Origin of the sequence: Acinetobacter sp. UBA5984 (assembly GCF_002429925.1) — a bacterium.
Lineage (GTDB): Bacteria > Pseudomonadota > Gammaproteobacteria > Pseudomonadales > Moraxellaceae > Acinetobacter > Acinetobacter variabilis.
In genome coordinates this window covers 14859-40699 of record NZ_DJBE01000074.1, presented here as the reverse complement: position 1 = coordinate 40699, position 25841 = coordinate 14859, and the positions used below count along the sequence as shown (strand labels likewise).

Genomic DNA, 25841 nt, shown 5'->3' with positions numbered 1-25841 from the left:
TCCGTCAATGCGTAAGTCCTATGATTTTTAATTAGAACCAGTCACTTTGCATATTTAGACAGGTGTCATCGAAGTTCATCAGTAATTTAGCCTGATGTTCAATTTCAGGCAGTTCCCACTGAATAAAATATTGAGCTGCCTGAATTTTACCTGCCAGAAAAGCTTTATCTTCCTGTTGAGAAGATGTGCCAAATTTAAGTTGAGCCTGATTAGCCATTTCCAGCCACAACCACGCAATAATAGTTTTGCCCATCATATCCAGATATAGGCCAGAATTGGCCAAAGCTTCACTAACGTTGCCTTGATGCAGAGCCTGACCTAAAACCTGAGTGGTCTTTTGCACAGTGGCAAGATGCTGTTTATAGACATCTGCCAGTTCTGTTAACTTACTATCCTGAATCTCAAATAAGGTTTTCTGGATGCGTTGCATGAGCAGAGTCAGGCCTTTGCCATTGTGCTGCCAGAGTTTACGGCCTAATAGATCCAGAGACTGAATCCCATAAGTGCCTTCATGAATCGGATTAAGGCGGTTATCACGATAGCATTGCTCAACCGGATATTCACGCGTATAGCCCGCACCACCCAAGACCTGAATCGCCAGATCATTGGCTTTAGGACCATAGGCAGAAGGGAAGGACTTGACCACGGGTGTAATGAGATCCAGCAAAATAGCACTATCTTCATCTTGTACAGCCTGATGTTCATCAATTAAGCGGGCTGCAAATAAGCACAGCGCCAAAGCACCTTCAACATAAGACTTTTGTGCTAATAACATGCGTTTGACATCAGTATGCTCAATGATATTCACGGGCTTGGCATCAGGTGTTTTTTCATGAACCAGCCGGCCTTGAGGACGGTTTTTGGCATAGTTCAGAGATTCCAGATAACCACGATAACCAATCATGGCTGCACCGAGACCAACACCGACACGTGCTTCATTCATCATCTTGAACATGTATTTTAAGCCATGCCCCGCTTCACCAATTAAATAGCCTAAGCAATTGTCATTTTCCCCAAAGCTTAGCACTGTTGAAGTAGTGCCGCGATAGCCCATTTTGTGTAGCAGGCCAGCCAGCTGGACATCATTGGATTCACCTAAAGTGCCATCTGTATTGGTTTTGAGTTTCGGCACGATGAATAGGGAAATACCTTTTACGCCTTGTGGTGCATCTTGGATACGAGCCAGAACCAGATGCACAATATTTTCAGTAATGTCCTGATCACCACCAGAAATAAACATTTTTTGGCCTTTAATTTTATAGCTTCCATCTGCCTGAGAAATCGCTTTAGTGGTCAGATCTCCCAAAGAGGAACCTACATTCGGCTCGGTCATCGCCATAGTCCCGGCAAAGCGGCCACTGAGCATATGCGGCAAGAACATTTGTTTTTGTTCTGAAGAAGCAAAGGCCTGAATCAGATTTGCTGCAGCGGCTGTCAGAAAAGAGTAGGCAACAGTCGAAGGATTCGCCGACATAAAATAGGCATTGCAGGCCATATTCACCAAAGTCGGCAATTGCATGCCGCCGTCTGCGTAATCATGCTGGGCGCAGAGTAGACCAGCATCAGCAAATTGTTGCCATGCTATTTTCACTTCATCAATAGTCTTCACCTGTTTGCCATCAAAGCTCGGTTCGTGGTGATCAGCCTTGGCATTATGCGGCGCAAAATAATCGGTCGCGATGCCTTTTGCCGTTTCCAGAATGCTATCAAAGGTATTTTTGTCATGATCCTGATAACGTTCCAGGTCAGTTAAGGCTTCGAGTTTGAAAACATCATAAAGCAGAAAATTGAGGTCTTTATCATTAATCAGCTGAGTCACAGTACGATCCTGAATGTGTAATCCTTGAGATAGCATCAAGACTAGCAGTTGCATTTATCAAGGAGGATTGTCAATAATGACATGAATCGGGTGAAAAACGACAAATAGAAAAATATGCAACAGGTAGTGATTTTAGGCTTTGATGGTGCTTTGGCTTCAGCAATTACAGGTGTCGTCGATTTATTTGCTATGGCTGGCGTGAGCTGGAACCGGATTCAGCAGCAGGATGTGCAACGCCTGTTTAAAGTCAGGATCGCAAGTCCAGATGGACAGCCAATTCGTTGTATTAATGGTCTGGAATTGCAAGCTCATTGTGCGTATAAAGAGATTCAAACAGCAGATATTCTGGTAGTGCCGACCATTGCCGCACCTATTCAAGAGGTACTGGATGAAAATCCAGGCCTGATTCAGTTTTTAACTTCCGCTCATGCACAATCCACCTTAATCGCTGGAAACTGCACCGGGAATTTCTTTCTGGCAGAAGCCGGCATATTAGATGGACGTGTGGCGACAACGCATTGGGGATTTCAGGACATGTTTCGTGCCCGTTATCCTCAGGTCAAACTCAATGCCGATCTGATGATTAGCCGGGATCAGAATATTTACTGTGCAGGTGGAGGCTTGGCCTGGTTTGACTTAGGCTTGCATCTGATTGAACGTTTCTATGGTTTTGAAGTTGCCATGCAATCTGCCAAATCCTTTGTGATTGATTATCGACGCGATAGCCAACTCTCTTATTCATTAATGAAGATTGGTCAACCTCATCATGATGAACTGGTGCAAAAAGTTCAGGACTGGTTAGAGCAGCATTTTCATGAAGAATTCACTTTGAATGCACTGGCAGAACGTTTTAATGTTACCACTCGTACTTTAATCCGGCATTTTAAGCAGGCGCTAAATATTGCACCGAACCAGTATCTACAAGCCATTCGCATTGAAGCAGCACGCAAACGGCTTGAGGAAACTGATCAGGCAATAGATCTGATTATGCAAAATGTCGGCTATCAGGATCCAAGCTCATTTCGGCGTTTATTTTATAAAAAAACAGGGTTAACACCCTTAGAATATCGCCGTCGTTTTAGCCGACGTTTCTAGATTTTGATAAAAAGAGAGATTCGAAAATCTCTCTTGATATAATACATATTAGCTAAAGATGTCTTTACGTAGATAATGCGTATAAATGGTTGAAGTGATACTTTGCAGGAAGCCTGTAAACATAATCCAGTAAATAAAAACTTCACGTTCTAACCATTTTAGTCCGAAGCCTTTAAATCCGATGATGATCAAAAAGGCTGAACTAATCCCCAAAAATAAGTTGAGATATAAAAAACGGGCTTGATGCCCGTTTAAAAAAGTATTGAATCAACTCGTTTAAGCTTTAACTGAGGTCGATTTAACCTTGCGGCCATGCAGCAGGTAATACCAGATTAGACAGCTAAAGGTAAGCAATGCAGAGAACAGATAAAGCTGACGATAACCCACCTGATCCAGCAGCATGCCGAGGAAATAAGGGCCGAAACCAAGACCTGCATCCAGTGCAATAAAGAAGGTTGAGGTGGCGAGACCCATCCGTTGCAAGGTGGTACTTTTCACAGCAATGGTTTGACACACGGACTGGATATTCCCGAAACCAAAACCTAATAACGCGGCACTCGCCAGTAACATCACAGAGTTTTGTGNNGCAATCGGCAAGGCATTGGGCTCTACATATTGAGCGAGTTTACTGGCAGATTGTGGAACAGAGGAAGTTGATGTACCACTCGCTTTAAGGCGCGGCGGCTGGATAAACAGACCGCAGATCAGGCAGCTGAGCGCAACGATAGTGGTGAAGATAAAAATCACCTGATAATTAAAATTCGTCATCAGCCAGATCCCGACAAAAGGACCAATCGCTGTACCAAGCGTACTGCTCATACTGAAATAACCGATACCTTCACCACGTCGTGTTGCCGGAATGGTTTGCGCAATTACTGTGCCGAGTACGGTAGAGGCCATACCCATCATAAAGCCGTGGATCAGACGAATACCCAATAACACTTCTAGTTTGGCCGGAATCATATAAAGTCCGGAAAATAGCAAAAAGCCAGTCAGGCCAATCACCAGAGTATTTTTCAGCCCTAGACGATTCAGTAATTTCCCAATAAATAAGCGTCCAATTAACGTTCCGACAATAAACAGACCGGATACCAGACCGGCTTGTGCAGTCGATGCTCCCAGTTCAGCGACCGAGAAACCGACAATCACAATCACCAGCAGGTAAAACACCAGAACAAGCTGGAAATTAACCAGACTGACCAGGACGAAATTAGGGGTCCATAAGCGGGCTTGATCTTGGCTCATTGTGGCGTTTCCTGAGATGAAGGGTGTAATTGCTGAATCAGTTGAACCAAAGTATTTTTACTGCTTTGCAGATCATCTGCGTCAATCTGTTGCAGTAACTGATCTTCAAAAGCATCAATCTGTTTAGAACACAGGTTAAAGGTTTTAACCCCTTGCTCGCTGAGTTTAAATACCTTTTGACGTTTATCTTCGGTTTCGATCTGGCAGATTAAGTCGAGTTCACTTAAATGCTGGATACGTTTGGTTATGCTTGGTTTTGAAACATTTAAATAGCTTGAAATATCAACCAGTGTGCATTGCTGTTGGGATTGAATGGTATAGAGCACTTGCCATAAGGAATAATTAAGTTGGGAGGATAATAAAATAGTATTGATTTCATCACTCATGAGTCGTGCGCAACGCAGCAACAGTGAACGAAATCTGGAAGAGGGTTGAAACATATAGTTAACCTGGCTAACTAAATTGTGCCTAATTTACGCCTCTTTATTCAATTAGACAAGAGGGAAATTTTGAAAATTTTTGCATGGTTAACGTCTTTTTGACTAAGTTATTACAAGTCTTTAACTTGATTAAAAAATAATCAACAAAAGACTACATACTTTTAAGAATGATTCAGCCTAAGCTACCTAAGCACTAGAAAAATCCATCACTTAATAACTGAAGGGCAGATATGCCACATAACACTGCATAGGTGAAGTTTATGACTCTGGGTTTAACTGCATTAGAGTTAGCACGCATACAGTTCGCCTTTACTGTATCTTTTCATATTATCTTTCCTGCAATTTCAATCGGATTAGCAAGTTTTTTGGCTATTCTGGAATGGCGCTGGTTAAAGACTAAAAATCCGATTTTTCAGGATCTGTTCAAGTTTTGGGTCAAAATTTTCGCCGTCGCATTTGGTATGGGCGTCGTATCCGGTGTGGTAATGAGCTATCAGTTCGGAACTAACTGGAGTGAGTTTTCCCGGGTCGCTGGAAGTGTGACCGGACCCTTGCTGGCTTATGAAGTTTTAACTGCGTTCTTTTTAGAAGCCGGATTCCTGGGCATCATGCTCTTTGGCTGGAATCGGGTTGGCCCACGAGCACACTTTTTCTCCACTTTAATGGTCGCAGTCGGCACCTGTATTTCCATGTTCTGGATTTTATCTTCCAATAGCTGGATGCAGACCCCACAAGGTTTTGCGATTGAAAACGGCCTGATCGTCCCGCAGGACTGGGTAGCGATCGTATTTAACCCGTCTTTTCCTTATCGTCTGGCCCATATGGCGATGGCCGCCTTTCTGGTCTCGGCCTTACTTGTAGCTTCAACAGCGGCATGGCATCTGATCAAGGGTCGTCGCGATCCTTTAGTTAAAACTTCATTTTCCATGGCCATGTGGCTGATTCTGGCACTTGCACCTTTACAGATTTTTGTGGGGGATATGCATGGTCTGAATACACTTGAACATCAGCCAGCCAAACTGGCCGCGATGGAAGGCCATTGGGAAACCAATCATGATGAAGGAATGCCTTTATACCTTTTTGGGATTCCAGACATGCAAGCGGAAGAAACCAAATATGCAATTGGTATTCCTAAATTGGGTAGCCTGATTCTGACGCACTCTATGGATGGAAAAGTCACGGGGCTTAAAGATTTTGCGCCTGAAGATCGACCCAATTCACTGGTCGTGTTCTGGAGTTTCCGGATTATGGTCGGGATGGGTATGTTGATGCTCTTGCTTGCATTATGGGGGCTATGGTCACGTACCCGAGGACGTTTTTATGAGTCACGTGGTCTGCATCGTTTTGCACTCATCATGGGTCCATCCGGATTTCTTGCCATGCTGGCAGGATGGTTTACCACAGAAGTCGGCCGTCAGCCTTGGGTTGTCTACGGCATTATGCGGACCAAAGATGCATTATCACCAGTGTCCGCTGAACAGGTCGGTTTGACCTTGATTATCTTTGTGGTGGTGTACTGCGTTGTTTTTGGCGTAGGAATTTTCTACATGTTGCGCCTAATGCATAGAGGTCCAGAATTTATTCATTCCAGACCACATCATGAATCGGATAGCGATGTGGTTCAGGCTTCCCGTCGACCATTGAGCAGTATTCGCGAACGTATTGAAGAGGTTCCTGAACATCCGGATCAGGAGGATAAAAAATGATTGATTTATCATTAATTTGGATTGCGATTATTGGACTGGGTGTACTGGTCTATACTATTCTCGATGGTTTCGATCTGGGCATTGGCATTCTATTTCCATTCTTCCCGCATCAGGATGAACGCGATGTCATGATGAATACGGTCGCTCCGGTCTGGGATGGTAATGAAACTTGGATGGTTCTAGGGGGCGCTGGATTATTTGCTGCCTTTCCATTGGCTTATTCGACGGTACTCTCAGCACTGTATATGCCCATTATCCTGATGGTGATCGCCTTGATTTTTCGTGGTGTTGCTTTTGAGTTCCGTTTTAAGGCGAATAAAAGCAAACACTGGTGGGATAAAGCTTTTATAGGTGGATCGATCATCACCAGTTTCTTGCAAGGGATGATCCTGGGTGCATATATTCAGGGAATTGAAACACGAAATGGTGTCTATGTAGGTGGTGGTCTGGATTGGCTCAGTCCATTTAGTATCTTTACAGGAATCAGTGTCGTGGTGCTATATGCAGCATTAGGCTGTGGATGGCTCATTTATAAAACCGGTGATGATTTACAGGATCGCATGTTTAAACTGATGCCGAAGCTGATTGTAGCCTTATTGATTATTCTAGGTGCTGTTAGTGTTTATACGCCGTTGACCCATCCGCAAATTGCGGAGCGCTGGTTCAGCCAGCCTCAATTTACCTACTTTATGCCCGTACCGATCCTGGTCATATTGTTTACCTGGCTGGCCTTACGTGCCTGTAAAAGACGCAGTGAACTAGGCCCATTTTCCTATATGTTAGTGCTGGTATTCCTGGCATATACCGGTTTTCTGATTAGTCTGTGGCCTTATATTATTCCACCATCAGTCACGATCTGGCAGGCAGCGGCACATGAAAATAGTCAGTTATTTGCTTTGATTGGAGCCTTAGTCCTGATTCCGATTATCGTGATTTATACCTGCATGTCCTATTGGGTATTCCGACACAAGGTGCGTGTTGGTGATGATGGTTATCATTAAGGAGCGGGTATGACACGCAAACAGATAGTATGGTTTGTAGGCTTATGGCTTGCAGGTTTTTTGACACTGGCACTTATTGCAGGGGCATTCCGCTTTCTGGTACATTTGGCCTATTAGGTCATCATATGAACTGAACAAGCAAAAGGGATTTGTTAGTACAGATCCCTTTTTTATAAGCTAAATTTTAGATCTTTAAAATCAAGATGAGGCTTTGATCTGTTTACGATACACACTTGGACGGACAGGGCGGCTATTTTTCCATAACCCTTTTTTCTGCTTTTTGGCTTTATTCTGTAGTTCCATCATATAGCGTAAATGGTTTTTATCCCGGATATATTCCTCATAAACCCATGCCGCACCACGTTTCACAATCTCTTCATTGATATTCTTGCGATAACGATAGACCACACCGACACAGCGACCATATCGGTCAATATCAGTAATTTGTACACGAATCATTTTATTTTTAACCATACTTTGAACCAGGCGTAACGATTCCTTACCATAGGCCTGTGAAGATTCAGGTGCATCGACATAAGCAAAGCGCAGTTTGGTCTCAGAGCGACGGATATTAAAACGGTAGCAGGTGAGGGTATCGCCATCACTGACAGCACTAACCCGGCACCAGTATTTCTTACCTTTCTTAAAGGGGCGAAATAGGTCCTTTAAATACACCGTAATTTTATGCAGCAGATAATAGGAAAAACACAGAAGTACGAAGCCCAGCACAATTTGCCAGGTGGTGGAGAGATGTAACAAGGGCAAGATCCAAATCAGCAAAAACAGCCGCATAAACACAGCTAAAAGTTGAGCCATTTTAGATCAAAGCCACTCCGCATAAGGCTTAAAAAGTCATCAATCAGTGTTTAGTTTTGTACCGATAAAATAGCCTAAGTACTAGCAAATTAGGCCAATCTCAATCCTAAAACCTGATAATAAAATAGCCTAAGCAATTTTAAATCATCTGATAAATAGCCTAAGTAAAAATTTTATAAATTTCATTTCTCAAAAATCGATGTCTTTTATTTTCTTGCAGATCTTTATGCCAATACATCCCCATATTAATTTTCGGCAGTTGTACAGGAACGTCAAAAATATTCAGACAGTTTGCTAACTGTAGATGTGTCAATACATTTTTAGGAATTGTCAGCATGGCAGTCTTTTGCTGTTCCAGAATTTGCAGGGCTGTGGAATAGTGCTGACAACGTAAAAAAATCTGCCGAGAATAATGTTTTCGACTTAAATATATATCTTCAACTAAAACTCCCGTACGGCGTGAGGAAACGCCAATATGAGGTGAGGCCAGATAAATCTGTTCATTCATTTCTGTTTGTTGTGTACAGACCACGAATTCATCTTGTACCAGTCGTTCAAACTGAATTTTTTCACTAATACTTTGCTCCAGATCAATGACAAAATCGACCTGTTGAGAGGCGAGATCTGCAGCAATATTTTTACGGTCGAGTTTCATGCTACTCAGCTGAAGATCCAGGTTAATTTTTTGAAAATGTTGAACCAATTTTGGAAATATCATGGGTTCAATTTCATCATGTACAGCGATTTTTAAGCTATGAATCAATTCCGGTCTGAATTGCTGATGCTGCATCGAAATATTCTGAATCGCAAAAAGTGCATTTTTAATTTCAGGATAGATCTGATCCGCAAACGGTGTGGGCTGCATCTTGCTACCCGTTCGCACAAATAAATCATCCTGTAAATGCTGTCTTAAACGTTGTAAAGCATGACTGGCCGCTGACTGGCTTATCGATAGAATTTGCGCGGCTTTAGAAATACTGTTTTGTTCGTAAATGGCAATAAAAAGTGGATAAAGATTAATATCAATACGATGAAAATTTCGTAGGTCCATCACGGTTTTTGAATGAATACTATGCATACTGCTATATGGAATTAAATCATTTTATTCATAATATATTTTGGGTTAAGGTATTGTAAAGCGTATGAATTAGAATATTCAGAGGGATAAAGCAATGTTTGATTTGTCTGCACGAGCACAGGATTATTTAAATAGAACAAAAAAGTTTATTACTGATGAAATTGAACCTGTCGAGGCTGGTTTCTGGCATCAGGTGCATCAACTGAATCAAGGTGGCGACTGGACCAAATGGCAATGGCCGGCAGAGCTTGAAATATTGAAAGATAAAGCCAAAGCGGCAGGTCTCTGGAATATGTTTTTGCCTTGTCCAGAATTAGGTCAGGGATTATCCGTTCAGGAATATGCACATATCGCTGAACTTTCTGGACGAAGCCTGATTGCACCTACCGTCTTTAACTGTAATGCGCCAGATAGCGGTAATATGGAAGTATTGTGGCGCTATGGTTCTGAAGAACAAAAACAGCAATGGTTGATGCCACTTCTGGAAGGGAAAATCCGTTCAGTGTTCTGTATGACTGAACCTGCTGTGGCTTCAAGTGATGCTACCAATATGCAGGCGACGGCAGTAGTTGAAGGTGATGAAATTGTTTTGAATGGTCGTAAATGGTGGTCTTCGGGTTTGGGTGATCCAAATGCCAAAATCATCATCTTTATGGCACATACACCGGATGAATCCAAAGACCGTCATCATCAGCATTCCATGGTTTTAGTTCCAGTCGATACTGCAGGCGTGAAAATTGAACGGATGCTTCCAGTCTTTGGTGATTATGATGCACCACATGGCCACGGCGAAGTCAGCTTCGATAATGTTCGTGTTCCAGTTTCGAATTTTATTGGGGGTGCAGGTCAAGGCTTTGAAATTGCCCAAGGGCGTTTAGGGCCAGGCCGTATTCACCATTGTATGCGTTGCATCGGTGCTGCTGAAAAATCATTAGAACTTATGATTGATCGGGGTATGAGCCGTACCGCATTTGGTAAAGAGATTTTAAAACTGGGTGGTAACCTGGAACGTGTCGCAGAAGCTCGCGTTGCCATTGATCAGGCTCGATTATTAACCTTGTATGCTGCCTATAAAATGGATACTTTAGGGAATATGGCAGCACTGACTGAAATTTCTGCAATTAAAGTCGTTGCGCCAAGTGTACTGGAAAAAGTTGTGGATATGGCGATTCAGATCCACGGTGGTGCGGGTGTTTCTCGTGATACACCGCTGACCGGATTCTTTGCCCAAGCCCGTGCCTTACGTCTGGCTGATGGTCCGGATGAAGTGCATAAAGGTATGATTGCCAAGCTGGAACTGGCAAAACGTGGTTATAGCACACGTCGTAAAAAATAAGCTGGCTTTATATACAGACCATTGAAACGTATTAGAAGATTTTAAGGAAAAATTATGGCGGTCATTGATGTAGGTGGATCAGTTCGTGAAGGTGAGGAACTGGATGTACAGGCCATCACAGATTGGTTAACTCAACAAGGAGTAAATGTAGAAGGTCCTTTAGAGCTTACTCAATATTCCGGTGGAGCTTCAAACTGGACTTATCGTTTGCAATATGCCAATGCCGATTTGATTCTACGTCGTCCGCCTCAAGGGACTAAAGCTAAATCTGCGCATGACATGGCACGTGAATATCATGTACAAAAAGCTTTGGCTGAACACTATCCAGTCGTACCTGAAATGGTGGCACTTTGTCAGGATGAATCAGTCATTGGCTGTAATTTTTATGTGATGAAACGCATTGAAGGTATTATTCCGCGTGCCAAGCTGCCGCCTGAATTACAACTGACTGAACCAGATATCAAAACTCTATGTATTAATGTGATTGATAAGCTGATCGAACTACACCAAGTTCCTTACACTGGTACAGAACTGGAAAAGTTAGGCAAAGGTGAAGGCTATTGCCGTCGTCAGGTAGAAGGCTGGGATGCACGTTACGAAAAAGCCAAAACATTAAATGTTCCATCTTTTAAATACGTGCGTAACTGGCTGAAAGATAATATTCCATCTGATTCTAAAACCTGTGTTATTCACAATGACTGGCGTTTTGATAATGTCATTTTAGATCCAGAAAACCCAACTGAAGTTATTGGGGTGCTGGACTGGGAAATGGCCACCCTAGGTGATCCGCTGATGGACTTGGGTTCTGCCTTGGCTTATTGGGTAGAAGATACGGACAATGCCATTTTTAAAGCAACACGTCGTCAGCCCACCAATTTAAAAGGTATGTTTACCCGTAAAGAAGTGGTGGATTACTATCTGGAGAAAACCGGTCTGCAACCGGAAAACTGGACATTCTATGAAGTGTTTGGGATTTTCCGTCTCTCAGTGATTGCTCAGCAGATCTATTACCGTTATTACCACAAACAAACCAACAATCCGGCCTTTAAGGATTTTTGGGTAGTGATTCATGCCTTGCATATCCGTGCATTAAAACTGATTGGTCTACAAAAGCTTGAAGCCAATGACATTGCACAAAAATATATCCTGAAATTTAAAGAGTTAATGCCAAAATGACCACCATTTACTTGATCCGGCATGGGCAGGCATCTTTCGGGGCAGCCAGTTATGATCAGCTTTCGCCAAATGGGGAACTACAGGCAAAATTGCTCGGTCGTTATTTTGATGAAATTCTGAAAGAAGCACCGTATGTAGTGGCTGGTTCTATGCAACGTCATCAACAAACGGCGCAGTTATCTCTAGATGAATGTTTTCCTGAAAGCGAGATTTTGACCGATAGTGCCTGGAATGAGTTTAATCATCAGCAGGTCTTTGCCCGTTATGAACCGCGTTTTAATCAGCCAGAACTGCTGAAGCAGGATGTCTCAGAACATGCTAATCCACGGGATTATCTGAGCAAGATCTTTAGTGGAGCGATTGCTCGATGGATCTGTGATGATTATCACCACGAATATGATGAATCCTGGCCCAATTTTAAAAGCCGTGTAGAAACCGGTTTGCAAAATTTATGTGACCAGCTTGCGCAAACTAAGCCGCGCTATGCAATCGTGTATACCTCGGGTGGTGTCATCTCTGTCGCGGTAGGCAAAATCCTGGGTCTGAGTCCAGAGAAAACTTTCGCTTTAAACTGGGCAATTACTAATACCAGCATTACTACATTACGTCTGGTCGGAAATGAACCCCAGCTACTCAGCTTGAATGAACATCATTTTATTAAAGCACAACGTCCAGACCTGCTAACCTGGATTTAAAAATTTTTGAAGATAAAACACCTTAGAAAAAAATAAAGGGATAGGGTAAAAATATGGCTAAAACGATTTTAATTACTGGTGCAAGTTCAGGGATTGGTGCCGGTATGGCACGTGAATTTGCAAAAAAAGGGTATAACCTGGCGATTTGTGCACGTCGTCTGGAACGTTTGGAAACTTTGAAGCAGGAACTCGAAAGCCAATATGATATTAAAGTCATTGCCAAAACACTGGATGTGACCAATTATGATCAGGTTTTTGAGGTTTTCCGTGCCTTTAAAGAAGACTTTGGCACCATTGACCGGATTATTGTCAATGCCGGTGTAGGTGAAGGCCGCCGGATTGGTAAAGGTAATTTTGCAATCAATAAAGCCACTGTCGAAACCAACTTTATTTCTGCATTGGCACAATGTGAAGCTGCAGTGGAAATTTTCCGCGCACAAAACTCCGGTCATCTGGTGATGATTTCATCGATGAGCGCAATGCGTGGTATGCCAAAACACTTGACCGCTTATGGCGCAAGTAAGGCAGGGGTTGCACATCTGGCTGAAGGCATTCGTGCTGAGCTAATTGATACACCAATTAAAGTTACGACCATTTTCCCAGGCTATATTCGTACTGAAATCAATGAAGGCGCGAAAAAATTACCGTTTGAAGTGGATGAGAAAACGGGTTCACGTCTATTGGCAGAAGAAATTGAAAAAGCGCCAGTCAAAGCTTATGTACCGAAGTGGCCTTGGTTGCCACTCGGTTTGGCAATGAAAGTATTACCGCTAAAATTAGTCAATAAATTAGGTTAAAACTTCAATTCAAAAAAGCTCCATCAGGGGCTTTTTTAATTTTTAGTATTTAAAAATTTGGATAAAAGTAGGTTGGATAATTCTGGTATCGGATTTAAAGGCGTTATAAATTATTAGGATGTTTGGTTAAATCCCTAAAAGTCATTAACACTTTGATGATGAATAAATTTTATTTCTATATAAAAATAAAAATTTTATCAGAATAGAGATAATTAAATTTTTAAGAAAAGAATTTTTAGACGATAAATTTTATAGAAAATATCTCCTTATTTTTCTGCTTTATTGTTGATCTTAAAAAAATTACTAAAACTGCCCAAAACTTGGACATACTCGCTGCGAAAGTAGAAAGATAACTTCTCTTTTTTATAAATTCCTTTAATGTACAACTGTTTAGAAATCAAAGGTTGTCCATATGTCTACATCTTCGGATATGACTGACCAACAGCGAATCTCTAAGGTCAGAAATATCGTTACACAGGCCGGGGAAGAAATACGTACCCGTTATCCTATACTCAAACATCAGAATTTTATTGGTGCGAGTATTTTAGGTTTTGCCTGGACGGGGATGATCGCATGCGCATTGGCATATGGATATGGTCATCTTTCGGCATGGTTCACCATTCCATTGATTGCAATTTTTGCTTCACTGACACATGAATTGGAACATGACCTGATTCATTATATGTATTTTAAAAAAACGCCTTGGGCACATCATTTAATGTTGGCTTTAGTGTGGCTGGCTCGTCCAAATACAATTAGTCCATGGGCTCGCCGACGCATGCATTTGCATCACCATAAATATTCAGGCACTGAATATGATCTTGAAGAACGTGGCATCAGTAATGGTATGCCATGGGGGATTCGCCGCATACTAGTGATAAGTGACCAGTTGATGTCGGTCTATTTACGCCCATTTCAGATGTTTAAGATGATTCATCTTTTTATGGAAAAACAACCTGAAAAAGAACGTAAAGTTGCAATGATTTCTCAGCTCTTGGGCTTCTTGCCATTAAGCATGATTTATTATGGTCTGTGCTATTTATTTGTAATTTTTCATGTAGGCAATGCTGTTGCACCAATCTTTGGTTATGAAATGCTTTGGTCGGAAAGTATCATCGAAGCTATGCCGCTCGTGAATTTCTTGGCAGTAATTTGGATCATTCCGAATTTTATCCGTTCTTTTAGCCTGCAATTCGTTAGCTCCAATATGCATTATTATGGTGATATTGATCCACGCGATGTCATCAAGCAGACTCAGGTACTGAATCCATGGTGGATGGTACCATTCCAGTTATTTTGCTGTAATTTCGGTTCAACTCATGCGATCCATCATTTTGTGGTCAAAGAACCCTTTTATATACGTCAGTTGACCTCTAAAACGGCGCATAAAGTCATGAAAGAAGTGGGTGTACGCTTTAATGATATCGGAACTTTCAAGCGCATGAACCGCTGGAATGATTATAAAGTTTGATAGATCAGCTACATTAAAAAAAATCTCGCTAAATGGCGGGATTTTTTAATTTTTTAATCTACTCGTTAAGTAAAAATTTTATATACAAATATTAGAAAGCAATGTACGGACAAAATTCTAAGTTACGTGAATATTCATTAAAAATGACTGCTGAGGTATTACTCGTAATCCATAAATTGCAGTAAAATCAATCATATCTTTATATAAATTAGTCCATTATGTTGCTCAAAGCTGCCACTATCGCCTTAATTCCCGCGCTCATAATTCAGGGTAACCGTGTCAAAAAAAATACGATAAAACTTCCAGAACCAGAAGGTGCACGTGAAGGGCAAACAGGAACAGGAAAAAAACTTTCATTACTGATTGTAGGTGATTCAGCTGCAGCAGGCGTGGGCGTAGATCATCAGGATGATGCCTTACTCGGCGCGATTCTGAATGAGCTAAAAAATGACTTTGAAATTGAATGGAAGTTGCAGGCAAAAACAGGCAATACCACCTCAAAAGTCATTCGTACTTTAGACCAGATTGAAGCTAAATCCTATGATGTGGTCGTGACTTCAGTCGGCGTGAATGATGTGACTAAACTCATGCCTGCCGATGTCTGGATCAAGAAGCAGGAACAGTTTTATAGCAAAATCCAGCAAAAGTTTAATCCAAAACTGGTGATTGCAGCCGGTGTTCCTCCAATGAACATGTTCCCGGCTTTACCGAATCCTTTAGCCTGGTTATTTGGTCAATATGCTAAACACATGAACCAGCAGCTGGAAAAATTTGTGAATAAGCAGAGGAACATGCAATGGATTGAATACGATATTGAAAAATATCGTGCCATGAATTTACAAATGGCCCAAGATGGATTTCATCCAAGTAAGGAAGTTTATACACTTTGGGGACAAGAAGTTGCTAGCAAGATCCGTCAGGCATTCTAAAATAACTGAAATGCCTGAATCTGGAACAGTTTATGTCGGATATTGAAACCCATCCATTACCGCCATTTTTACCGCCCAATGCCAAATTACTGATGTTGGGCAGTTTTCCGCCACCCGCAACGCGCTGGAAAATGAATTTTTATTATCCGAATTACCAAAATGATATGTGGCGGATATTTGGATTAATTTTCTTTAAAAATAAAGATTACTTTTTGGACTTACCCAATAAAAAATTTCAGGAACATCTAATCCGTGAGTTTCTAACTGAAACGGGGGTTGCGATTTTTGACAGTGCTTATCAGATTCGACGCCTGAAGGGAAATGCTTCCGATAAATTTCTGGAAATTATAGTGCCAACCAATTTGCAGGATCTATTAGGGAAAATGCCAGACTGCAACCACATCATGACCACAGGCGACAAGGCTACAGATACTCTGATGCTATCTATGCCTGAAGGTACGTTGAAACCAAGTATAGGCGAACCTACCCAAGCACATTTTATTGGTCGTGAGCTGTATTTATACCGGATGCCGTCTTCATCCCGGGCTTATCCTTTGGCTCTGGAAAAGAAAGCAGATAGTTACCGGATGATGTTCGAGCATGTCGGTCTAATTTGAGTTATGAATAAATATAAATTTTAAGTATATTTATGAAATAAACTTACTTTTAGAAAGTGTTTAAATATTTTCTATCGGCATATTAGGATATTCGACCCAGCGATAATCCTTAACTTTAATATCACGCACATGATGAAAACTGGACCAGATCAGTTTGCTACCTTTACTCCATTTAATGTAGAGATACGAGATTCGACTTTTTCAATTTCTTCCGCTGTAGCAGAACGTAAATAGCCAATTTCTGCATATAAACGTACACCGGGATAATGCTTAAATTTTCCTTTAAACATGGAACTTAACCAGAAAAGTTTGCTGCTATTCACAGCTTGAATGCATGCAAGTGGCTGATGCTGTAAATTTTCAGAGAAGGTGGTGGAGTAGGTATCAAAAAAGAAACCTGTATTAGACTGCTGATCCAGGAAGACAGTTCCGATCGAACAATACATTGCTGCACGCTGTGCATTAGCAACTACCTGACGGATATTTTGCCATTCAGAAGGGGAAATCATGATGTTTTCTCTTTATTATTTTAATCAAGCTTAATCTGCATTTCTAAAATAGGCATTGCCATAAAAATATTCAGGCAAAGGCAATTTAACCAATTAAAAATAAGAAATAAATTTCCTATGAACAAAAAGAGCCGATATGGCTCTTTTAAATTTTAGAAATGGAAAAATGAATTAACTATCATATTCCACATAATCCCATAGGTTTAAGCGCGCTTTAATTTCCTTGCGAATATTTGGTAACATTGGAAGTAATGTCCCGTCAATCCATAAACTTAAAGCCTGTGCAGAAATCAGTTGCTGTTGTTCATCGACCAGTTGCGTGCCTTTAACTATCACCAGCGTTTCTTCAGAAGCTTCGGTTTCAACACCTTTAAATAGCACCTGTAATTCATAACCGGTATCCTGAATCAGCCATTCCAGTTCGACCTGGATATTCTGATTAGATTTAAGTACGACCTGACCTTCGACTAAGTCCGAATCAGACAGGCAATCATGTTCAACCCGTACTTTGGCTAAAAACCATTCTTGGTGAGACAGATCCTGCAAGGTCTTAACAGGGGTGAGAATATCACTGAATTTAAACTGGCGGCTTAAATCAAAAAATTGCATGGGAGTGGAAAGCGAAAATTCGCAAAATACTGGAAAAGTGTAATTCTAGAGCAATCAACGGAATAGGTAAAACCTTTGTCAGCATTGATCTGATTAATGTATAAGAAATAAGCTGAAAAATATAAGTAGAAAAACTCGATTTAGAGATTTAGTCAATTTTATATTGTTCAGCTTATTACCAATAAAGATCTAAAATATCTAAAGCCAACTATCAATTAAGGAAAAACCACACTAAATGTAATTTGATTGCAATGTATCTGTCATTACATTAACCATTCTCCCGGGAATTTTGTCACCAGATTCATCATATAACGCTGGAATTGTGTTGTTTCAGGGTCATGATTATGCTGAATCACTGAACCATTTTTTTGATGTTCCAGCCAAATGATCTCGCCCTGTTTATTTAACTTAAGTTGATAAGCCATTCTGGGTAAATACTGGTTTAAGGACTTGGTAATTTCATCTTGGAGCTGATCAGATTCAATCACCAGACCGACTTCAGTGTTTAAATATGCAGAACGTGGATCGAAGTTAAAGGAACCAATAAATACCATGCCATCCAGATCAAAGAATTTGGCATGTAGACTGGAACTGTTCTTATTTTTGGCCGGAATAATATTACCGGTCATAATTTCATACCAGGTCCGTTTTGGTCGTTCAATATAGGGTTTAAATTCCCAGAGTTCAATTCCATTTTTGAGGAGCTGTTTACGGTATTGCTGATAATAGGCATGAACCAAAGCAACATCATTTGCCTGGAACGAATTGGTTAAAATTCTGATTTTGACACCCTGTTGGGCACGTTTACTTAAATAATCCGCACCTTCCTGAGTAGGAATGAAATAAGAAGAAACCAGTTCCAGATGGTCTTCGGGCTCACCCATAAGTTCCAACATATGAGTATAAATATAATCACCATTCTGGGCGCTACGACGGACCTTGGAAGGGGCATCGGCAACAAAATAGGCATTTCCCCATTTAATCGGGCGCTTTCTCAGCTGTTCATCAATCTGCTGTTCCGCAATACCGACTCGACGTCTTAGTTCATTTTTATCGACTTCATCTTCTTTAAATTCTGTTCTCAACCGTTTTAAAAGTTGTGGATTACCTGAATCATTTAGAACTTGTCGGATGTCATAGCTTAGATCATCGTTCCAGAATTTGATAAAGGTCTGATTTGCATCGTGTGCTGGTTTTCCGGCAAAGAAAATATCAACATCGCTAAACTGAAAGTCTTCACTGGCATCAAAATATTCACTACTGATATTCCGACCACCTGTGACCGCTGCCGTACCATCCGCAATAATCAGTTTATTATGCATGCGCGGATTAACATATTTCATACGGAATCCGTAATCTAGGGCACGCAAATAACGGAATTTATAAGGATTAAATAATCTGACTTCGAAATTAGGATGCTGAGCTAAGGCCAGCAGCTTATCATCCAGTTGAGTTCCGTTCTGGTCATCAATCTGAACCCGAACCTTCACGCCTCGATCAGCGGCTTTTAATAATTGGGAGAGAATCATGTTGCCAATATAGTCATCTTTCCAGATGTAATATTGCAGGTCGAGATGGTATTTGGCCTGATTGATCAGATATAACCTTGCCGCCATACTCATAAAACCATCATATAAAGGCAGATAAGCCGTTTTACCTTCCTGAATCTGTGGTAGCTGTTCCTCTCTAATCCAGTGGGCCGATTGTACGGGAGTAATAGCTTCTTCTTTTGCTGTATTGGGAGCTAATTCACAGCCAGAAATAGTCAGGCTAAAAACAAAAATACTTAAACATGTAATTGACGAGGGCTTAGTCATTGATGTTCCATTTGTTATAGGGGTTTTATTCCTCAACTAGTGATGTTAATGGTTGAATCTCCGAATAGAAAGAGGTTACTGTTAACCATCTGTAAATCAGTAATAAAAGGATTGTTTTACATGAAATCACGTGCAGCGGTTGCATTTGGCCCAGGTCAGCCATTAGAAATTGTGGAAGTAGATGTTGCTCCACCAAAAGCAGGTGAAGTACTGGTAAAAATTAGCCATACTGGCGTATGTCATACCGATGCATTTACCTTGTCTGGTGATGATCCGGAAGTCGTATTTCCAGCAATTTTAGGCCACGAAGGTGCGGGTGTGGTCGTTGAGGTAGGTGAAGGCGTAACGAGTCTGAAACCGGGTGATCATGTGATTCCACTTTACACAGCAGAATGTGGTGAATGCCTGTTCTGTAAATCGGGTAAGACCAACCTGTGTGTAGCGGTTCGTGCGACTCAGGGTAAAGGTGTAATGCCAGATGGAACTACCCGTTTTTCTTATAATGGCCAGCCAATTTATCATTATATGGGCTGTTCAACGTTCTCTGAATATACAGTCGTTGCAGAAGTTTCTCTGGCGAAAATTAACCCTGAAGCTAACCATGAGCAAGTGTGTTTATTGGGCTGTGGCGTGACTACAGGTATTGGCGCGGTACATAACACGGCTAAAGTGTAGGAAGGTGACAGTGTTGCGGTATTTGGTTTAGGCGGTATTGGTCTTGCTGTGGTACAAGGCGCACGTCAGGCTAAAGCAGGCCGTATCATTGTGATTGATACCAATCCGGATAAATTTGAGCCGGCAAAACAGTTGAGCCGGCAAAACAGTTTGGTGCGACCGATTTCCTTAATCCTAAAGACTATGATCAGCCGATCCAGCAAGTGATTGTTGAAATGACCGGTTGGGGTGTAGACCATTCATTCGAATGTATCGGTAATGTAGATGTGATGCGTTCAGCACTAGAATGTGCGCATCGCGGTTGGGGTCAGTCTGTGATTATTGGCGTAGCAGGTGCAGGTAAAGAAATCTCGACTCGTCCATTCCAGCTAGTCACAGGCCGTAAATGGATGGGTACGGCATTTGGTGGTGTTAAGGGCCGTTCTCAATTACCGGGCATGGTTGAGCAGGCCATGAAAGGCGAAATTCAATTAGAACCATTTGTGACACATACGATGCCATTAGATCAGATCAATGAAGCTTTTGACCTGATGCATGAAGGTAAATCAATCCGTACAGTCATTCATTTTGACTAAGCTGTTTTAATCTAAAAAAGACCGGTACCAATCCGGTCTTTTTTATACGGCTTTCACTTGATTCAAGATACATTAGTGCATGAAAGCCTCACAGAGAGTCACTGAAACAACACACGCCTGCTAATGTCATTACATGCCAGATGCTTATATTAAATAGGACGTATGAAAATACGTGATAAAACCATTTTAAAGAATAAGGATAAGCTCTATGTCGAATGATAATTTTGATCGTGATGTAATTAAGAATGCGCCTAAAGATGTCCGCGATGATTTAAATGCTGATCCAATTACTGGTGAACCTGGTGCTCATCCTGTGGGTACAGGTGTTGGTGCTGCAGGTGGCGCAGCGGCAGGTGCAGCGGTCGGTGCAGCAGGCGGTCCGGTCGGTGCAGCAGTAGGCGGTGTTGTTGGGGCAGTGGTCGGTGGTCTGGCAGGTAAAGGCGTAGGCGAAGCTGTGAACCCGACTGAAGAAGCAGCATTCTGGCGAGATAATGCCGTTGAAACCCCTTATTATTCAGATGCCCGTACCACGTATAGCGATTTAGATTACGATCGTGACTATGATGCGGCCTATCGTGTCGGTTATGAAAACCGTGGGGCATATGATGCTAATACCCGTTTTGAAGACGTAGAAAGCGATCTGAAAGTAAAATGGGAGCAAGTAAAAGGCCAGTCACGTCTGAACTGGGAACAGGCAAAATTTGCAGTACGTGATGCATGGAATCGCGTAACCCGTTAATTGCAAATGCCAAAACCAAGATCCAATATGCTCTTGGTTTTAAGGAAATGGGCAAAGTCCGCTGACTTCCACGACTTTGTTCATTATTAATATCTGAAAATTGATCACTGAAAGGCTAGAATTCTAGGGCGATAAGTAAAAGTACAAATACTGATAAATATTTTTTTATACTTACTACTTGTCAAAACTGGATAGAGCGCGTATTTTAATTTCAGATTCACATTTTTATGAAAGACATAAACATGTTAAAGCAACCTATCATTTCAAACGCTTATTTTTATTTTTGGCAGTTTAGATAATTGCCTGAATGCGTTTGGGCAATAAAAAGGTTGCCCACCAGTTAATACCTGATCGGCAACCCTGATCAGGTTTTTTTATGCATGTGATTTAACAGTTTTTGGAGACAGACATGACAAACTTTAACTATTCATACTTTAGCAACTTTTATTGGTCTTACTTTAGCCAGCTAATGACGCTTTCGACATCTTCGATTAGACCCATAACGCTCAAATAAAAGTTTGGACTGATTGCCAGTCCCAGGATTTAAAGTCATGAATATTGCAAATACATCACAACAACATCAAACAGAAACCATTTTAGCTTTGCCACAGCAGCTTAAGCAGCGATTGCCACTGTCTCCGCAATTGGCTGTACAAGTCGCTGAACAGCGTCAAATTATTCAAAATATTTTAGAGGGTAAAGATCACCGTTTAATGGTGATTACCGGACCATGTTCCATTCATGATGAAGCTTCCGCACTGGAATATGCAGAAAAATTAAAACAGCTTCAGGAACAGGTCTCAGATCAAATTTTCCTGGTTATGCGGGCTTATATTGAAAAACCACGGACTACTGTCGGCTGGAAAGGCTTCCTGTATGACCCAGAACTCGATGGCTCATCCAATATGCAATTGGGTCTGGAAAAATCTCGTGCACTGTACCTAAAACTGATTGGCATGGGCCTGCCGATTGCCTCAGAGATCTTAAGTCCAATGGCAACGGCGTATTTTGATGATCTATTGACCTGGGGCGCGATTGGCGCGCGTACAAGTGAATCACAAATTCACCGTGAAATTTCCAGCCATATGCCGTACAGCATCGGTTTCAAAAATGGGACAGATGGTTCGATTCAAATTGCTCTTGATGCCATTCAGTCAGCTTCCAACCCCCATCAGTTCCTGGGGATGAGTCAATCGGGTTTGCCATGTATCCTGAACTCACAAGGTAATCCAAAAGCACATTTGATCCTGCGTGGTTCAAATAGTGGTCCGAACTACCAGTTGTCTGAAATTGAAAAGATTAAAGCAAAACACTCAATCGATTTGCCGGCCCTGGTTATTGATTGCAGTCATGGCAATAGTTCAAAAAACCCAATGCTACAATCTAAAGTGCTGGAGCAGATCGTTGCTGAACGTTTGCACAACAATGTACGTGGTGTAATGCTCGAAAGTCATCTGGTCGATGGCAACCAGAAAATCTCAGAAGATATGGTTTACGGCCAGTCAGTGACTGATGGATGTCTGGGCTGGACAAAAACCGAGCAATTATTGTTAAATATGGCAGATTCACTGCGATGCGAAAGTTTAAAGCGTAGCGCTTAAACTGACGGTCTTGTCTTTCCTCAATTCGTTGGGGAAAGATATTATGATCGAATATGGGTATTAAGAAGTGTATATTTGGACACTCAAGAAAACTATTCGATATTTTGAAAATTAAAACAATGATTATTAAAACGATTTTAAAAATTGAATAAAAAATAATTAATTTAAAAAATAAACAATAACAATAACNNTCAGTCTGACACTGTTTTTATACAGCGGATGAGTCATGATCCCAGGAATCTTGCTATGTATACTACTGAATTGCTCGATGAAGCACGTAAATTTATGCACCATATGCTGACCAAAGTCGTTGAATATGGTGGTTCCGATCTTTTTAGCACAGCTGATTTCCCGCCCAGTATCAAACAGCAGGGGTTAATGAAACCGTTTGGCCAGCAGAAATTCACAGCCGATAAGACCCGTTTGTTTGCTTATGCCTTGATGAACGAGCGACAGATTCAGGAATTTGAATCGGTGATGGAATGCAATTTTAGTATTAGCATCCCGAAAGTGTCTCGTTTCCGGGTTAATGTCTTCCAGCAACAGCACAATGTAGGTATGGCGATTAGGATCATTACGACAGATATTCCAAGCTTTGAGCAACTAGGCTTAACGGCTTCATTGCAACAGGTCATCATGCAGAAACGTGGTCTGGTGCTGGTAGTCGGCGCAACGGGTGTCGGAAAATCGACTACATTAGTAGCTATGATTGATTACCGTAATACGCATACTGAAGGGCATATTATTACAATCGAAGATCCGGTGGAATATGTCTATCAGCATAAAAAATCGATGATTACCCAGCGGGAAATTGGTGTGGATTGTGTTTCCTGGCACAATGCACTGATTAATACCATGCGGCAGGCACCTGACGTCATCGTGAATGGTGAAATCCGCGATACAGACAGTATGGAACATGCAATTGCCTTTGCTGAATCCGGCCATTTATGTCTTACCACACTTCATTCCAATAATGCCGATCAGGCACTGGACCGGATTATTAACTTCTTCCCGGAAGAACGCCGTAATCAGCTATTGCTAGATTTATCAGCCAATATCAAAGCCGTGATTTCTCAGCGCCTAATTCGTACTGAAGATGGTAAAGGTCGTCGGGCTGCGGTAGAAATTCTGTAAAATACACCTTTAGTTTCTGACCTGATTCGTAAAGGTGAATTCTATGAGCTTAAAACGATTATGGCTCGTTCGTGGGAACTGGGCATGCAAACCTTTGATCAGGCATTATTTGATTTATATAACCAACGCATTATTTCTTATGAAGAAGCCTTGCGTAATGCAGACTCCAGCAATGAATTACGTTTGCAAATCAAGCTGAAGAGCAGCCGTATTAATCCTGTTTTACAGGCAGAAAATGCACAGATTTCACTTCTGGAACAGTCCAGATCGCGTGCACTTTCTACTGATTAATCTTTTTTTTAATAAACAGACTACTATTCAGCTCAATACAATGAGTCATAAATCTTCTTTAATGGTGGCTTTTAAGACAGGCAGCTTTCGGCCACCTATCTAAATTTTTAATTTTATCCTTACTTGTCTGGTGAATTCAGTTTCACTGTCTTGCATTTATTCTGAATATGATCTTTTTCATAGTAATATTCTTTTAAAGTAAAATGGTTTTAAAAACCAAAATATGTCAACTTAGTTGATATTTTATTGAACTGAATCACATAATTATTTAAGAATATTTTCTTTATAAATCAAATCTATTTGAGGCTTTTAAAAAAACGCTGCACAATAAAAATCAAATGATATTGGCATGAATCAAGCATTTAAATTCATGTAATTGTGTATTTCCAGGGGAAGAAAATGTTCACGGCAGAACTGTTGGACGAAGCAAAAAAATTCATGCATCACATGCTGACCAAAGTAGTGGAATATGGGGGCTCAGACTTATTTATTACCGCAGATTTTCCACCAAGTATCAAACATCAGGGCTTAATGAAGCCTTTTGGACAACAGACGCTAACTGCTGAAAAAACCAAACTGTTTGCCTATAGCTTGATGAATGACAAACAGAGTCAAGAGTTTGAAGCCGAACTAGAATGTAACTTCGCGATTACCGTGCCGGGTGTATCGCGCTTCCGGGTAAATGTTTTCGTACAACAGCTTCAGGTTGGGATGGTGATCCGGACCATTACGGCAGAAATTCCAAATTTTCAGAAACTGAAATTACCAGAATCATTGAAACACGTGATTATGGAAAAACGTGGTCTGGTACTGGTTGTGGGAGGAACAGGTTCAGGTAAATCGACCTCTTTGGCAGCGATGATCGACTACCGCAATGAAAATTCTGCAGGGCATATTATTACCGTGGAAGACCCAGTGGAATATGTGCATAAGCACAAGAAATCTATGATTACTCACCGTGAAGTCGGGGTAGATTGCCATTCCTGGCACAATGCGTTGAAAAATACCTTGCGTCAGGCACCTGATGTGATTCTGATTGGTGAGATTCGCGATACTGAAACCATGGAACACGCAATTGCCTTCGCCGAAACCGGACATTTATGTCTGGGCACACTGCATTCCAATAATGCTAACCAGACTTTGGACCGGATTATTAACTTCTTCCCGGAAGAACGCCGTAATCAGTTATTGATGGATCTATCTTCGAATATGAAGGCAATTATTTCCCAGCGTCTGATTCGTACTCAGGATGGGAAAGGCCGTCGGGCTGCGATTGAAATCATGTTAAATACACCTTTGATTTCTGATCTGATTTTAAAAGGTGAGTTTCATGAGCTGAAAGCTATTATGGGCAAATCTCGTGAATTGGGCATGCAGACTTTCGATCAGGCCTTATTTGACCTGTATAACGAGGGTGAGATTTCTTATGAGGAAGCATTGCGTAATGCCGATTCGACTAATGAATTACGTTTACAGATCAAGCTGAAAAGCAACCGCCAAGATAATCCTGCTGCCGGAGAAGCAACACAATTCACGATGATGCAAGAACCGAAAGCTGAAGAAAAAGAACAAGAAAATACTTCAGCATCTGAATAAATACATCCTCGTGTCAGAATTAAAACAGGCAGTTCATCTGCCTGTTTTTTATTATATTTAGACATTAACTTGTA

22 protein-coding genes and 3 pseudogenes are annotated in these 25841 nt (G+C 41.3%); 16 read left to right on the top strand and 9 right to left on the bottom strand.

Translation table 11 applies throughout. The features are described from left to right. Window positions 1-31 precede the first annotated feature (31 nt). On the bottom strand, window positions 32-1855 hold the full coding sequence (locus B3J29_RS12720) for an acyl-CoA dehydrogenase (RefSeq protein ID WP_171064828.1): 1824 nt from the start codon (window positions 1853-1855) through the stop codon (window positions 32-34). 78 nt (window positions 1856-1933) lie between these two features. On the opposite strand from B3J29_RS12720, the gene B3J29_RS12715 reads away from it, so the two are divergent. Beyond that, window positions 1934-2914, top strand: coding sequence for a GlxA family transcriptional regulator (locus tag B3J29_RS12715; protein WP_004785527.1), 981 nt, complete (start codon window positions 1934-1936; stop codon window positions 2912-2914). Between the two features lie 48 nt (window positions 2915-2962). Here the strand turns inward: B3J29_RS12715 and B3J29_RS12710 are convergent, their stop codons facing one another. The 3 genes from B3J29_RS12710 to B3J29_RS12700 all read right to left on the bottom strand — a co-directional run bounded on the left by B3J29_RS12710 (window position 2963) and on the right by B3J29_RS12700 (window position 4599). Then, window positions 2963-3106 carry a hypothetical protein gene (locus B3J29_RS12710; RefSeq protein ID WP_155757227.1) on the bottom strand — a complete coding sequence of 48 codons (144 nt, stop codon included), beginning with the start codon at window positions 3104-3106 and terminating at the stop codon, window positions 2963-2965. Window positions 3107-3190: 84 nt separating this feature from the next. Next, window positions 3191-4159 (bottom strand): MFS transporter, encoded by a 969-nt coding sequence (locus B3J29_RS12705; RefSeq protein WP_286965734.1) that lies wholly within the window; start codon window positions 4157-4159, stop codon window positions 3191-3193. Beyond that, window positions 4156-4599: a MarR family winged helix-turn-helix transcriptional regulator gene (locus B3J29_RS12700; RefSeq protein ID WP_004785531.1), complete on the bottom strand. Its 444-nt coding sequence runs from the start codon at window positions 4597-4599 to the stop codon at window positions 4156-4158. Before B3J29_RS12700 ends, B3J29_RS12705 begins: the two co-directional genes overlap by 4 nt. Window positions 4600-4859: 260 nt before the next feature. On the opposite strand from B3J29_RS12700, the gene B3J29_RS12695 reads away from it, so the two are divergent. Genes B3J29_RS12695 through B3J29_RS12685 form a run of 3 tightly spaced genes read left to right on the top strand, consistent with a single transcriptional unit; the run spans window position 4860 to window position 7423 of the window. Continuing rightward, a complete protein-coding gene (locus tag B3J29_RS12695; protein ID WP_004785534.1) occupies window positions 4860-6305 on the top strand; it encodes a cytochrome ubiquinol oxidase subunit I in 1446 nt (481 codons plus the stop codon). Next, on the top strand, window positions 6302-7306 hold the full coding sequence (cydB, locus tag B3J29_RS12690) for a cytochrome d ubiquinol oxidase subunit II (protein WP_004785535.1): 1005 nt from the start codon (window positions 6302-6304) through the stop codon (window positions 7304-7306). The genes B3J29_RS12695 and cydB overlap by 4 nt, the downstream gene beginning before the upstream one ends. Window positions 7307-7315: 9 nt before the next feature. After that, a complete protein-coding gene (locus tag B3J29_RS12685; protein WP_104426067.1) occupies window positions 7316-7423 on the top strand; it encodes a DUF2474 domain-containing protein in 108 nt (35 codons plus the stop codon). Between the two features lie 81 nt (window positions 7424-7504). Here the strand turns inward: B3J29_RS12685 and B3J29_RS12680 are convergent, their stop codons facing one another. Both B3J29_RS12680 and B3J29_RS12675 read right to left on the bottom strand, forming a co-directional pair. Then, window positions 7505-8122 (bottom strand): thermonuclease family protein, encoded by a 618-nt coding sequence (locus B3J29_RS12680; RefSeq protein WP_004785537.1) that lies wholly within the window; start codon window positions 8120-8122, stop codon window positions 7505-7507. 160 nt (window positions 8123-8282) lie between these two features. Then, window positions 8283-9200, bottom strand: a complete 918-nt coding sequence (locus B3J29_RS12675; protein ID WP_004785539.1) for a LysR family transcriptional regulator — start codon at window positions 9198-9200, stop codon at window positions 8283-8285. Between the two features lie 94 nt (window positions 9201-9294). Here B3J29_RS12675 and B3J29_RS12670 point away from each other — a divergent pair, with 94 nt between their 5' ends. The 7 genes from B3J29_RS12670 (at window position 9295) to B3J29_RS12640 (ending at window position 16221) form a co-directional block, all read left to right on the top strand. Continuing rightward, window positions 9295-10536, top strand: a complete 1242-nt coding sequence (locus B3J29_RS12670) for an acyl-CoA dehydrogenase family protein (protein WP_004785542.1) — start codon at window positions 9295-9297, stop codon at window positions 10534-10536. A 54-nt stretch (window positions 10537-10590) separates the two neighbouring features. Then, window positions 10591-11712, top strand: coding sequence for a phosphotransferase family protein (locus B3J29_RS12665; RefSeq protein ID WP_004785543.1), 1122 nt, complete (start codon window positions 10591-10593; stop codon window positions 11710-11712). Beyond that, a complete protein-coding gene (locus tag B3J29_RS12660; RefSeq protein WP_004785545.1) occupies window positions 11709-12407 on the top strand; it encodes a histidine phosphatase family protein in 699 nt (232 codons plus the stop codon). The genes B3J29_RS12665 and B3J29_RS12660 overlap by 4 nt, the downstream gene beginning before the upstream one ends. 53 nt (window positions 12408-12460) lie before the next feature. Beyond that, a complete protein-coding gene (locus B3J29_RS12655; protein WP_004785546.1) occupies window positions 12461-13204 on the top strand; it encodes an SDR family oxidoreductase in 744 nt (247 codons plus the stop codon). Window positions 13205-13616: 412 nt separating this feature from the next. Then, entirely contained in the window at window positions 13617-14675 is a 1059-nt protein-coding gene (locus B3J29_RS12650) for a fatty acid desaturase (protein ID WP_004785550.1), read from the top strand. A 218-nt stretch (window positions 14676-14893) separates the two neighbouring features. Beyond that, complete coding sequence (locus B3J29_RS12645) at window positions 14894-15604, top strand: SGNH/GDSL hydrolase family protein (protein ID WP_004785551.1); 711 nt, start codon at window positions 14894-14896, stop codon at window positions 15602-15604. A 32-nt stretch (window positions 15605-15636) separates the two neighbouring features. Further along, window positions 15637-16221: a uracil-DNA glycosylase family protein gene (locus tag B3J29_RS12640; protein WP_004785554.1), complete on the top strand. Its 585-nt coding sequence runs from the start codon at window positions 15637-15639 to the stop codon at window positions 16219-16221. Window positions 16222-16281: 60 nt separating this feature from the next. Here B3J29_RS12640 and B3J29_RS12635 read toward each other — a convergent pair. The 3 genes and pseudogenes from B3J29_RS12635 to B3J29_RS12625 form a co-directional block, all read right to left on the bottom strand. After that, window positions 16282-16730 (bottom strand): annotated as a pseudogene (locus tag B3J29_RS12635) (pyridoxamine 5'-phosphate oxidase family protein). A gap of 171 nt (window positions 16731-16901) precedes the next feature. Further along, window positions 16902-17339, bottom strand: a complete 438-nt coding sequence (locus B3J29_RS12630) for a hypothetical protein (protein WP_004785558.1) — start codon at window positions 17337-17339, stop codon at window positions 16902-16904. 263 nt (window positions 17340-17602) lie between these two features. Further along, complete coding sequence (locus B3J29_RS12625; RefSeq protein ID WP_004785561.1) at window positions 17603-19156, bottom strand: phospholipase D family protein; 1554 nt, start codon at window positions 19154-19156, stop codon at window positions 17603-17605. Window positions 19157-19276: 120 nt separating this feature from the next. Here B3J29_RS12625 and B3J29_RS12620 point away from each other — a divergent pair. From B3J29_RS12620 to B3J29_RS12600, 5 genes and pseudogenes are all read left to right on the top strand, one after another. Further along, a pseudogene (locus tag B3J29_RS12620) lies at window positions 19277-20406 on the top strand (S-(hydroxymethyl)glutathione dehydrogenase/class III alcohol dehydrogenase). A gap of 208 nt (window positions 20407-20614) precedes the next feature. Further along, the gene (locus B3J29_RS12615) at window positions 20615-21145 is read left to right on the top strand and encodes a hypothetical protein (protein ID WP_004785566.1); all 531 of its coding nucleotides are present in this window, start codon (window positions 20615-20617) and stop codon (window positions 21143-21145) included. A 551-nt stretch (window positions 21146-21696) separates the two neighbouring features. Then, entirely contained in the window at window positions 21697-22746 is a 1050-nt protein-coding gene (locus tag B3J29_RS12610) for a 3-deoxy-7-phosphoheptulonate synthase (RefSeq protein WP_004785567.1), read from the top strand. 246 nt (window positions 22747-22992) lie between these two features. Next, a pseudogene (locus tag B3J29_RS12605) lies at window positions 22993-24171 on the top strand (PilT/PilU family type 4a pilus ATPase). A gap of 399 nt (window positions 24172-24570) precedes the next feature. Then, window positions 24571-25767, top strand: coding sequence for a PilT/PilU family type 4a pilus ATPase (locus tag B3J29_RS12600; protein WP_004785573.1), 1197 nt, complete (start codon window positions 24571-24573; stop codon window positions 25765-25767). Window positions 25768-25841 lie beyond the last annotated feature (74 nt).

Excerpts from the sequence above, each read along its gene's own strand:
- B3J29_RS12720 (WP_171064828.1), bottom strand. The coding sequence starts at position 1,855 with ATGCTATCTCAAGGATTACACATTCAGGATCGTACTGTGACTCAGCTG.
- B3J29_RS12715 (WP_004785527.1), top strand. The coding sequence starts at position 1,934 with ATGCAACAGGTAGTGATTTTAGGCTTTGATGGTGCTTTGGCTTCAGCA.
- B3J29_RS12700 (WP_004785531.1), bottom strand. The coding sequence starts at position 4,599 with ATGTTTCAACCCTCTTCCAGATTTCGTTCACTGTTGCTGCGTTGCGCA.
- B3J29_RS12695 (WP_004785534.1), top strand. The coding sequence starts at position 4,860 with ATGACTCTGGGTTTAACTGCATTAGAGTTAGCACGCATACAGTTCGCC.
- cydB (WP_004785535.1), top strand. The coding sequence starts at position 6,302 with ATGATTGATTTATCATTAATTTGGATTGCGATTATTGGACTGGGTGTA.
- B3J29_RS12685 (WP_104426067.1), top strand. The coding sequence starts at position 7,316 with ATGACACGCAAACAGATAGTATGGTTTGTAGGCTTATGGCTTGCAGGT.
- B3J29_RS12680 (WP_004785537.1), bottom strand. The coding sequence starts at position 8,122 with ATGGCTCAACTTTTAGCTGTGTTTATGCGGCTGTTTTTGCTGATTTGG.
- B3J29_RS12675 (WP_004785539.1), bottom strand. The coding sequence starts at position 9,200 with ATGCATAGTATTCATTCAAAAACCGTGATGGACCTACGAAATTTTCAT.
- B3J29_RS12670 (WP_004785542.1), top strand. The coding sequence starts at position 9,295 with ATGTTTGATTTGTCTGCACGAGCACAGGATTATTTAAATAGAACAAAA.
- B3J29_RS12665 (WP_004785543.1), top strand. The coding sequence starts at position 10,591 with ATGGCGGTCATTGATGTAGGTGGATCAGTTCGTGAAGGTGAGGAACTG.
- B3J29_RS12660 (WP_004785545.1), top strand. The coding sequence starts at position 11,709 with ATGACCACCATTTACTTGATCCGGCATGGGCAGGCATCTTTCGGGGCA.
- B3J29_RS12655 (WP_004785546.1), top strand. The coding sequence starts at position 12,461 with ATGGCTAAAACGATTTTAATTACTGGTGCAAGTTCAGGGATTGGTGCC.
- B3J29_RS12650 (WP_004785550.1), top strand. The coding sequence starts at position 13,617 with ATGTCTACATCTTCGGATATGACTGACCAACAGCGAATCTCTAAGGTC.
- B3J29_RS12645 (WP_004785551.1), top strand. The coding sequence starts at position 14,894 with ATGTTGCTCAAAGCTGCCACTATCGCCTTAATTCCCGCGCTCATAATT.
- B3J29_RS12640 (WP_004785554.1), top strand. The coding sequence starts at position 15,637 with ATGTCGGATATTGAAACCCATCCATTACCGCCATTTTTACCGCCCAAT.
- B3J29_RS12630 (WP_004785558.1), bottom strand. The coding sequence starts at position 17,339 with ATGCAATTTTTTGATTTAAGCCGCCAGTTTAAATTCAGTGATATTCTC.
- B3J29_RS12625 (WP_004785561.1), bottom strand. The coding sequence starts at position 19,156 with ATGACTAAGCCCTCGTCAATTACATGTTTAAGTATTTTTGTTTTTAGC.
- B3J29_RS12615 (WP_004785566.1), top strand. The coding sequence starts at position 20,615 with ATGTCGAATGATAATTTTGATCGTGATGTAATTAAGAATGCGCCTAAA.
- B3J29_RS12610 (WP_004785567.1), top strand. The coding sequence starts at position 21,697 with ATGAATATTGCAAATACATCACAACAACATCAAACAGAAACCATTTTA.
- B3J29_RS12600 (WP_004785573.1), top strand. The coding sequence starts at position 24,571 with ATGTTCACGGCAGAACTGTTGGACGAAGCAAAAAAATTCATGCATCAC.